We start from the raw sequence: 10,756 nt of genomic DNA, 5'->3' as shown, positions 1-10,756 counted from the left end.
TAAAAATTTGATTTCAACAATTACGGCCTGATTAAACAGATTTCTTAGTCATTAGGAATCACTGCACTCGGTCGCAGCCAATAGTTAAATTCTGGGGCAGTAAATGCTTGACGGATTTCTTTTCGTTCCTGATTTAAAACCATCGGACGCTGTACACCAGCAAGAAACTGTACATCATAAAGTTCTTGACAGCCTGCGGTGAACTTCAGCATTCCCACCTGTTGCCCATTTCGTAAATCCACGACTGCCACGCCACACAGCAATTGCTCAAACCGTTGAGTAATAGGCAACCCTCCGAAAATATGCCGTTCCCGAATCTGGCATAATCCGACTAGGGCGTAATACCCGACGCAGCACAACCCCCGCAGAAATCCAGGGAGTACACAAACTACTTGTTTGTCTCCTGATTCTGGATGAATGCGCCATATTTCCCCTGCACCAGAGTTGAGTAACCACAAAAACCCGTCATGCCAAATTGGGGAATGGGGCATTGATAATCCATCTACAATAATTTCATTGCTCTCTACTTCCACTACGACTCCACCGTTGGCTTTACCTGGTCGCCATCCCCCGACGGTATCTGTCGCACCGAGGGCAGTCACATACTTGGGTTTGCCATCCACCATCGCTAACCCATTCAGGTGGCAGCGGTCTTCTGGAACAACTTCAGAAATAAATTTGGGATGCCAGCGCGGTACAAAGCTAAAGTCTGGACTCAAGCTAGAAAGACACGAAAAGCGGGTGTTGACAATCCACAGCCCTTCTCTGCCAAATTCCAGGTCGTGAATGTTCAGGTCGCCTGTAAAATATGTCATCCGTGGCAAGTAGAGGGCATCGTAGCGTCCGGGCTGGTCTTCTAAAAACTCATAAGCTAAGGCGGGGGCATTGGCTAATAAACAGACTTTATGATGGGTAGCCAGTGCCAATCGTGAACCATTCACTGCCAATCCCATTGGTTTGGAAAATTGGCGTAACAGCATGGTTATCTGTTCCCCATTCCAGCCTACTAGTGCTAGTTTTCCGGCTTGGTAGGTGGTGATGGCAACTGAGCCTCCGGCTTGACTTAGCCAGGAGATAAATCCCCGATCGGCATCACATTGAATTAAGTTATTCTCTTCTAGGGCAGTAGTGGGAAAAGTGGACAGCATAAATCAGTTGAATTAAATTTCAAATTTTGTTGAGGAACTTTAGACTTAGTTAAATACAAAATATACTCAGTGGCTCTAGCCCTTCAAATTGAGCAGTAAATTACTAACTACGAACCCCGAAAATTACTGGCACAAAACACTAGTACTGCATGGCGTAAATCCAGCTATCTCCTCAATTAAGTAGACAAGTTGCTCTGAGCAACTTGTTAAAGGTGAACAAATTTATGCCAAAGTGTACTAGTGATTGATGTCATTGGTTTTGATGAGTTGTGAAAGTTTGTAGTCAGGGCTAAAACCCTTGAAATTGACTGATAAATCGCTCACGACGAAACTCTCAAAATTAACCCTGTTTTGTCACTCTTGGAAAACAATAATCGAAGCTAAATTCTGAGACTTTGATTTAATCTAGGTTTGAGGCTTTATTTTCTAACAGAAACTAAAATTTATAGACAAAAAGTGGAAATTAAAGCCCTGTAAGCGATTGGGCGATTGGGTTCTCCCACTCTGACAAAAGAGGGTTAATCACACAGACCACTAAGTGTGGCATCATTGTCAATAAACAAGTCTGTACCGGAAACAGCACTTAAAGGAATCGCCCCCAGAAAATAGGTCGCGCCGCCATAAAACTCTACTGGATCTAACTTTGCAGATATTTTGAACTTAGTTTTTTATAATGTCTTAGCAGTAAATCTTGTTTAGTAATCTACTGTTATAATAAAGACTATTATGTTAAAAAATAAACTGTATATATACTGAATGTAAAAATTAGTTAAAACTTTAATAATTTGAAAACTCGATCAGCAAGTTTTGTTAATATAGCGGCAAATTGTGTTGTTAGGGTAGAGAAAATGCGTAGGTGTAGTCTGTCCTATACATCGCCATGCTTCGTATTAAATTTATATAAAAAAGCAAGATCAGGGGAAATTAAGTACTTCACTGGTATTGATGATCCTTATAAAATACCACTCTGTCCTGAAGTCGAATGCAAAACTAACCAGGAAAGCGTTGCTCAAAGTGCAACTAAGGTCTTAGAGGTTGTTTGAAAAGTTATAAAGTATACTCAAAACCCCTCTCCAAACCTCTCTCCGTTTCGGTGAGAGGCTTTGAAACCCCCATTCCCTTGTAGGGAAGGGGGCTGGGGGGTTAGGTTTTCGAGGCTTAGATATTACCAAAAAAACTTTTCAAACATCCTCTTAGAAAAGCTAGAAGAGTTGGGTTATATAGTTGCTAGAATGAATGATTTATGAGTTAAAAACTTTATTTAACTCATAATTTTTACTAAGATGCCAATAATTGCCGAATTAACCTGGCTACAGCTTTCTGAGTAAAGCGGTTGGCTATTTGTTGACCTAAACGTTGTACATCTGAATTTACCAATAACTGGGCAATTTGGGATGTAATTTGCACTGGGTCAAAGCCTCTTGTTTCTCGGAGAATACCTAATATACGTTTGATATGCTCTAAGGTTTGTTGTTGTTCAACCGTGGCCGCTGGAGTTTTATTCACTGCTGTCAATCCTACGCGTTCTCGCAACAAGGAGGTAAAGTTATGCAAAACATTTTTACCTAAAGCATCAAGTCCGTTAACAGATTCATCTACTAGTTTGTCACGAATAAAAGCACCACGTTCAGATGACAGAAATTCTATCCCCTGATTTAGCACTAAATTAAAGTCGTAGTCTTGACTATTACGCGCATTTTTTAACAAGTTTTCTAAGCGATTCCAGCGAAATCTGCCATCTTTAAATAACAAATCTTGCAATGATGCTCTTAATTGCGGTGCTGGATCTGTTAACAGGCGTTTGGAAACGTAGGGATAAGCTTCGCTGAGGACTTTAAAGTTGGGATCTATATATATTGCAATACCTTCCAGCGTCACCAGAGAGCGAATAATTAAAGCGTAGTAGGGCGGTACGCGGAAAGGATACTCATACATCAAAGCCGATAGCTCATCGGTAATGCTTTTAATATTAAGATCGGCAACACTAGCTCCTTCGGCATCAGCAAAGACTCTCGCAAAAGCTGGGATAATTGGTGTTAAATCGGTTTCTGGTGATAAGAAATCTAATTTAACGTAATCTTTTGCTAATCCTTCAAAGTCGCGGTTGACGACGTGAACGATCGCTTCAATCAAACCATAACGCTGTGGTGGCTTAATCTCGCTCATCATCCCAAAGTCGAGATAAGCTAATTTACCATCGGTTGTAGCTAACAAATTACCAGGGTGGGGATCTGCATGGAAAAATCCATGTTCTAGCAGCTGGCGCAGGGAACACTGCACACCCACTTCAATTAGATAACGAGCATCTATACCTTGAGCGCTAATTTCTTCTGTCTGGGTTAATTTAGTACCGTTAATCCACTCCATCGTCAAGACGCGGCGATTAGTGTATTCCCAGTAAATTTTCGGAACGTATATGTCTTTTATATGACCGTATAATTCAAAAAATCTTTCGGCATTTTCACCCTCATGGATGTAGTCCATCTCTTCAAAGATGCGATCGCCTAATTCATCGAGAATCCCAACTAAGTCACTTCTTACCCGTTTAACCTTTTTCTGCACCCAAGCGGCGAGGTTACGCAAGATATACAAGTCAATGGTGATTCCCTCTCTTAAGTCGGGGCGTTGAACTTTAACAGCGACTTCTTCACCAGTTTTTAGCTTACCTTTATATACTTGCCCCAATGAAGCCGCAGCAATTGGCTGGTCCGACAGTTCTGCGTAAACCTCTTCTGGAGGTGCGCCTAATTCTTCTTTGATAAACTGGTAAGCAATTTCGTTGGGGAAAGGCGGTAATTGGTCTTGTAGTTTAGTTAATTCTTCTAAATATACGGGAGGAACTAGATCCGGTCTGGTGGATAAAGCTTGGCCAATTTTGATGTAAGCAGGCCCTAATTGGGTCAGCAATACTCGTAGCTGAGTGGCTCGGCGACGGTCATTTTTGGCGACAATTCCCCGTTTACTATCCGACCACAATCCAAAAGCAAAGGATAGAGTTGGGCCCAATACGGCAAAAATCCGCCGTAAAACTTGCACTTTTTTATTTTGGTAATGCGCCGCTATGCCTACGGGATCGTAAAGCGTCTCAGGTTGGGCTGTTGTTCTCACATTTTGGGCTGCTAAGAGTCTTGGTGAGCGTACAACTAAACTTGATGTACCATCTTCTGGCACTACATCAATAACATCCAGTTCGTCACTTCGGCGATTTGTGCCGTTGCGACTGTCCTCCTGAATCGGTCGGGAACTAGGGGGAAGTGTCTTAACAATCATGAAGAAGGCCACCAGTCAGAACGATCACATTAAGTATTGTAACAATATGTTTAGAAATTGGGAATTGGGAATGGGGCATTGGGTATTTTTTCCTCATCTCCCTCTGCTCTCCTTACTCCCTAGTACTATTAGGTCTGCTACACTTAAACGGGCATACTAGTTCAATAGTAATAGGTATTGCTAGTTGCTGAAAGATCATACTTATTATCTTGTAAGTTAGAAGTATCCGGCATCTGCCCTCATGGAGAATTTGGCTTGATGTTGCTTTGCCTGCGAATCGAAAACTTTGCTCTAATTGACCAATTGGAATTAGAATTTGGCGCGGGACTAAATGTGTTAACAGGTGAAACCGGCGCTGGAAAATCGATTATCTTGGATGCCATTGATGCCGCTTTGGGCGGTAAAGTCTCTAGTCGAGTCATTCGCACGGGGACAAGTCGGGCGATGGTTGAAGCTACTTTTACCTCAAACGCCCCCCTCGCCGCTTGGTTGACTGAACAAGAAATAGATTTGCTTGATGAAAATTCTGTAGTCATTAGCCGAGAAATTACAGCCACTGCTAGTAATATCCGCAGTCGATCGCGGGTGAATGGTGTGTTGGTAAATCGGCAGATCATGGGAGGAATGCGCGATCGCTTGGTGGAAATTACCGCCCAAGGTCAAACTGTACAAGTGGGACAATCGGCTCAAGTCCGCGATTGGTTAGATTTGTATGGTGGTGACTCTCTAATGCAGCAGCGTCATAAAGTCGCCACGAGCTTTAGTAGTTACCAACAAGCGCATTTAGCACTAGAAAAACGCCGGACATCAGAACGGGAACGCTTACAACAACTCGACTTGCTCACTTATCAAGTGCAAGAATTGGGAGCAACTAATCTCAGTGAACCTAATGAATTGGAACAGTTGGGACAAGAACGGGAACGCCTAAATCATGTCGTCGATTTGCAACAAATGAGTTACAAGGTTTATCAGGCTTTGTATCAAAACGATCATGAAACTCCCGCCGCCGGAGATTTATTGGGAGACAGTGAGGCGACATTAAATGACATGGTAGAATACGATACCCAACTACAACCCCTATTAGAATTAGTGCGGGACGCGCAAGCTGCGGTAATGGAAGTGGGAAGGCAGATTAATGCTTATGGGGATGGATTGGAAGCCGATCCGCACCGATTGGAGGAGGTGGAAGAACGAATTCAGGAGTTAAAGCAAATTTGCCGCAAATATGGGCCGACACTTACAGAAGCGATCGCTTATTACGAACGTATCCAAGGGGAATTAGCCCAACTTAATGACAGCGAACAATCTATCGAAAAGTTAGAACAGCAAGAAAAGGCTTGTTTTGAAAAACTCACCCAAACAAGTAATCAGTTAACTCAACTACGGGGAAAGGCGGCTGCTAATTTAGAATCACGTTTGATAGCTGAACTCAAGCCCCTAGCGATGGAAAAAGTGAAATTTTTGGTTGAAATATTACCAGCTTTCCCAACTGCTATGGGAGCAGATAAAATTACGTTTACATTTAGTTCCAACCCTGGAGAACCACTGCAACCTTTAACAGAAGTTGCTTCTGGTGGGGAAATGAGCCGCTTTTTACTGGCGCTGAAAGCTTGTTTTTCTCAGGTTGATGCGGCTGGGACAATGGTATTTGATGAAATTGATGTCGGGGTTTCGGGAAGGGTAGCCCAAGCGATCGCGGAAAAATTATACCAGCTAAGTCAACGCAACCAAGTATTATGTGTTACCCATCAACCTTTAGTTGCGGCAATGGCCGATCGGCATTTTCGTGTAGATAAGCAAACTATTAATCAAGGCAAAGGTAAAAAAGCCAACAATGGAAATGCTGAACAACGTACTGTTGTTAGAGTTACTACCTTGGATAATTTAAACACCCGTCGGGAAGAATTAGCGCAGTTAGCTGGTGGTAAATCTGCAACTGATGCGATCGCTTTTGCAGAGTCTCTATTATTACAAGCTGCTAACCACCGTCGCGCGAAGCATACTTGACCAAATAATTATGAATTACCTAGCTTGCTTCTCGCCGGAGGCGAGTATTACGAATTACGAATTATAAATTTAGGCTGCCAATTCTGAAAGGCGTAAACCAGCGATATTCTCGCAGGAAAAAGTCTCTTTACCCATCCATTGGCGGCAGATTAGCTCTATAATTTGACCTGCCCAGTTGCGAAAAAACCATTGGCATAAGGAACCATCCTCTTGAGGAGTCATAGACAGAGCAATAAAGCCTTTGTTATGCCACACCTCTGCTGCTGCATAGATATCATCAACAATAATGGCGACGTGGTGGACAGTATTAAAACCTTGCTCCTGGAATAAGCTAGCGATCTGTTCATCTGGCGTGTTAGGCGCAAGTAGTACCAAAATCATACCTGATGGCATTAAGGCTGAGAGAAAGTACATACTAGCATCTTCGGGTAATAAGCTTTGCTCTGGGCAAAAATCATCGGGCCATTTTCCTGGCCCTTCCGTGATTTTGGCATCATAGTTGACCAGAGTTTTAGCGTAATCTGTGAGAGTTTCTGAATCAGGAAACAACAGTACATAGTGATCTACGACAACTAGTTCACCAAATAGATGTATGCAAAAAGATGAGTTTAAGAATTCTGGAGTCTTGCACTCTTGTTTATACAAGAGCAATCCGTCAGTTTCTACAAAAGGCGACTCCTTATTCATCGAAGTCTCCTAAGTTAAAAGACTTTACAGCGTCTACCGCAAGGTTATTGCTCATAATGCTCACCGATGAAAACGATCTAGTATTCAATATTGTGGATTAGAAACAAGGTTGATATCTACCATCATAACTAAGATTGTTTTGAGTTAATCTCAAGCACCAGCGATCGCAAGCGGCTAACCACCGTCAAAAAATTAAAAATTAAGCTTCTAGTAATGACTGACCAAGATAACCTCCAACAGCTTTAACACCAGGTAAAGCAAAGAAATATCCACCACCAATGGGGCGAATATACTCCTCCAAAGGTTCCCCAATCAAGCGATTTTGCACCGTTACAAAGCCCTTTTCTAGGTCAGCCTGAAAACAGACAAACAACAAACCCATATCTAACTGTCCAGCTTTATCAAACCCGCGTGAATAATTGAAACCACGCCGCAGAATCAAACCCAATTCTGATTTGCGGGGATTAGCAAGGCGGATATGAGCATCTAGGGGGATTTGTTGACCTTTGGGATCTTGAGCATAATTGGGAATATCTTTCTCGTGGTTCATCCCCAAAGGTGCGCCAGAATCTTTATTGCGCCCAATAATTGTCTCTTGCTCCTGTAGTGGTGTACGATCCCAACGTTCGACTAAGTTGCGGATCGTTCGCACCACTTGATAGCTTCCTCCTACTGTCCAAGCTGGTTCGCCGTTATTTGGCTGTACCCAGACAATCCGGTTCATCAACTTTTCATTGCTAGCATCTAGATTTGCCGTCCCGTCTTTGAAACCAAGTAGGTTCCGCACCGTGGTTTTGCCAAGCTTTTTATGAGTATTGGGTGGTAGAAACCCATCTATTTGCCAACGCAAAGTTATCAAGTCAGGCAGATTCTTGATAATATCCCGCAAAGCGTGAATGTTCGCTTCCTCAGTGTTGGCACAAAATTGCAGCAGTATATCCCCATGACACAAATTTGGGTCAAGTTGGTCATTGGGAAAACCTGGCATGGTGTTTAACCGCTTGGGTTTTAAGTTGCCAAGTCCAAAACGGTTATCGAACAGTGATTCGCCCACTGCTAGGGTGATGGTGAGGTTATCGGGAACTACTATAGACCCAAGAATTCCCGAATCACTGGGTGGAAATTTGGGGTCGCGTTGCTTGGGTGTTCCCCCTGCCATGAGAAACTGAATGCGATCGCTCAAGGTTTTAAATAACCGCACCAAATCTGCTTTGGTTTTCGCAGTTGTGTCAAATGCCACCATTAGGGCAGAAGCCGGGGCAGGGGTAATAATACCTGCTTGGTGAATCCCAAAAAATGGCACAGTCTCTTCAGATGGGTCTTCGGTAGGTTCTAAAAGAGTGCGATAACCCAAACTGGTCAAAGCAGCTACTCCACCGGCTGCTGCCATCCCGATGAGCAAGTCACGACGGTTGATGCGGGGAGTAATGCGTAAACTTGGTTGCTCCGAACTAGACATAGTTTACTCCTCTAGGAATTATTCAAAAATTAGTTCACGCCTAGAGTGCCACGCAGCTGAGACAAATCTTCAGAAAGGGCAGCGATCGCTGTTTTCATATCTTTCTTGTCTGTTTCACTCACCTTGTCGTAGGTAGCAAAACCACCATCAGGGGTTTTATACTTAGCAAGTCCTTGGTTAACTTTGGTGAAATTTGTATCCACACGTGCCAGTAGTTCTGGGTTGGCTTTTTGGATGACGGGGCGCAATAACTCCACAATCTTTTGAGAACCCTCTACATTAGCGCTGAAGTCCCAGAGGTCAGTATGGCTATAACGGTCTTCTTCCCCAGAAATTTTGGTAGCAGCCACTTCTTCAATCAAGCCAGCGGCACCGCCAACCATATTTTTCGGTTCAATGGTCAAGGAGGCAATACGCTTTTGTAGCTCTAGTCCATCTTTCTGTAGCTTTTCGGCAAAAGGTTTCATGCCTTTTGTGGTTTTATCTTGGAATAAAGCTTTCTCGATGCGATGGTATCCAGTGAATTGTGGGTCAGCCTCTTTTTTGGCAAAGTCATCAGCGCGGGAATCCATCGTTTTATCGAGGTCAGAGAACAATTCGGCTATTGGTTCTGCGCGTTCCCAGTGAACATGGGTAGAGGCATAGAGTTTTTGAGACTTGGCAAGGTCGCCAGCAATTACGGCATCTGTGAAGGTCTTGTTGTCTGCCACCAGTTGGTCAGTTTCTTTGGTGACATACACTTTATACTCTGCGATCGCACCTACTAATTTACCCTGATCTACAGTCCCTTTGGCTTGAGAATCTCCAACTCCTGTCTTCACTGTGAGTTTCCCCTTGGGATTGCTGCGTAAACCGCAAGCCATATCATACTCACCTGCTTCTAGATTGGTTTTAAGTTTTTGAACGAAGCCAGGAGCAATATTTTCCCGTTCTTCTATGACTTTCACCCCAGACAAAATTTCCCACTCTAAAGGTTGGCTGCTTTTATTGGTAATTACAAAACTGTTTTGCCCAGATGTCAGTGTCAGCTGATTGGGTTCGCAACCTTTATCTGTCACAGTCAAAGCAGTTTCCGCAGAATTGCTGCTAGAAGTATCACTGGCTACTTTAGCTTCTGGAGAATTACTCCCAGAAGTATCGCTTGATTTGTTGGATTCACAGGCAGCGACTGTCAAGGCAATCAGACAGATAATTGTTGAGTGCTTTAAAAAATTTTTCATGGTTGTATTGTCCTAAAAATTATTGAAGTTGCTAGGAATGTCTAGCTGTATTCTTCTGTCTGGCGTTCTCTCCCAAGAAGAACAACAACATGGTAGGAATTAGATAGCCAAAATAGGCGATCGCCTCGCTAATGGTCGGAGCATCGTTATATCCAAAAAATCCCACCAACAGTGAACCTAGAAACCCATTATTGGGAAGTACCCCGCTAGCATCGAATACTACTGTTTGCAGTAAATTCCACACTCCGGCTTCATGGAAAGCTCTCACCCCACTTGCTAACAGTCCAGCAGCAACCAGGATAATGAAGGCTCCTGTCCATTTAAAAAATCGCCTTAGATTGATGCGGATACCACCTTGATAAATGCCTATACCGACGGCTACTGCGGCTGCATATCCAAACAATGCTCCCACGGGAGCTTGAATTCCCAAATTTTGCTGGAATGTTGCTAGGAGAAACACTACTGTTTCCAAACCTTCCCGCAGGACGGCAAAGAATGCCATCCCCACCAGTGCTAGTCCCCATTTATCCCCCGACTGAATGGCAGTTTCAATTTGAGACTGTAACTCCCCTTTAAGAGAACGAGCAGCACGGCGCATCCAGAAAACCATCCAGGTGAGAACCCCAACTGCAACGATAGAAATTACAGCTGCAAATAATTCCTGTTCTTGTTGCGGAAAGTCCTGACTGGTTATTTGCAAAATAATTGCAGCAACTAGACAAAAAAAGGTTGCTAGCGCAATGCCAACCCACACTGACTTCATCAAATAGGTACGCCCGGTTTGCTTGAGATAACTGGCAATGATACCTACGACGAGCGCAGCTTCAACGCCCTCTCGGAACATGATCAAGAAGGGAAAAAGCATGGATAACCTTATTAATTATAATTACTATCAAATCATCATGAGAATAATAACTTACTTGAGAACATTTGTATATAATTGCGAGTTAAAAAATCTCTAAAAT

At 43.3% G+C, this 10,756-nt stretch carries 8 protein-coding genes; 2 read left to right on the top strand and 6 right to left on the bottom strand.

Going from position 1 to position 10,756, the window contains the following annotated elements:
* Window positions 1-44: 44 nt before the first annotated feature.
* Window positions 45-1,148 carry a TIGR03032 family protein gene (locus tag V7K44_RS25245; RefSeq protein WP_334935523.1) on the bottom strand — a complete coding sequence of 368 codons (1,104 nt, stop codon included), beginning with the start codon at window positions 1,146-1,148 and terminating at the stop codon, window positions 45-47.
* Window positions 1,149-1,996: 848 nt separating this feature from the next.
* On the opposite strand from V7K44_RS25245, the gene V7K44_RS25240 reads away from it, so the two are divergent.
* Window positions 1,997-2,191: an adenylyl-sulfate kinase gene (locus V7K44_RS25240; RefSeq protein ID WP_442940716.1), complete on the top strand. Its 195-nt coding sequence runs from the start codon at window positions 1,997-1,999 to the stop codon at window positions 2,189-2,191.
* Window positions 2,192-2,426: 235 nt separating this feature from the next.
* Here the strand turns inward: V7K44_RS25240 and V7K44_RS25235 are convergent, their stop codons facing one another.
* Window positions 2,427-4,418 (bottom strand): ABC1 kinase family protein, encoded by a 1,992-nt coding sequence (locus tag V7K44_RS25235; RefSeq protein WP_334935520.1) that lies wholly within the window; start codon window positions 4,416-4,418, stop codon window positions 2,427-2,429.
* Window positions 4,419-4,676: 258 nt separating this feature from the next.
* On the opposite strand from V7K44_RS25235, the gene recN reads away from it, so the two are divergent.
* Window positions 4,677-6,425 (top strand): DNA repair protein RecN, encoded by a 1,749-nt coding sequence (gene recN, locus V7K44_RS25230; RefSeq protein ID WP_334935518.1) that lies wholly within the window; start codon window positions 4,677-4,679, stop codon window positions 6,423-6,425.
* Window positions 6,426-6,494: 69 nt separating this feature from the next.
* Here the strand turns inward: recN and V7K44_RS25225 are convergent, their stop codons facing one another.
* The 4 genes from V7K44_RS25225 to efeU form a co-directional block, all read right to left on the bottom strand.
* Window positions 6,495-7,112 (bottom strand): VOC family protein, encoded by a 618-nt coding sequence (locus tag V7K44_RS25225; RefSeq protein ID WP_334935516.1) that lies wholly within the window; start codon window positions 7,110-7,112, stop codon window positions 6,495-6,497.
* Window positions 7,113-7,311: 199 nt separating this feature from the next.
* Window positions 7,312-8,571, bottom strand: coding sequence for an iron uptake transporter deferrochelatase/peroxidase subunit (gene efeB / locus V7K44_RS25220; RefSeq protein WP_334935514.1), 1,260 nt, complete (start codon window positions 8,569-8,571; stop codon window positions 7,312-7,314).
* A gap of 29 nt (window positions 8,572-8,600) precedes the next feature.
* Window positions 8,601-9,791 (bottom strand): iron uptake system protein EfeO, encoded by a 1,191-nt coding sequence (efeO, locus tag V7K44_RS25215; protein ID WP_334935512.1) that lies wholly within the window; start codon window positions 9,789-9,791, stop codon window positions 8,601-8,603.
* A 31-nt stretch (window positions 9,792-9,822) separates the two neighbouring features.
* Window positions 9,823-10,656 (bottom strand): iron uptake transporter permease EfeU, encoded by an 834-nt coding sequence (gene efeU / locus V7K44_RS25210; RefSeq protein ID WP_334935510.1) that lies wholly within the window; start codon window positions 10,654-10,656, stop codon window positions 9,823-9,825.
* Window positions 10,657-10,756 lie beyond the last annotated feature (100 nt).

Origin of the sequence: Nostoc sp., assembly GCF_036917235.1 — a bacterium.
Classification (GTDB): domain Bacteria; phylum Cyanobacteriota; class Cyanobacteriia; order Cyanobacteriales; family Nostocaceae; genus Nostoc.
This window is presented reverse-complemented; position numbering and strand designations above follow the sequence as displayed.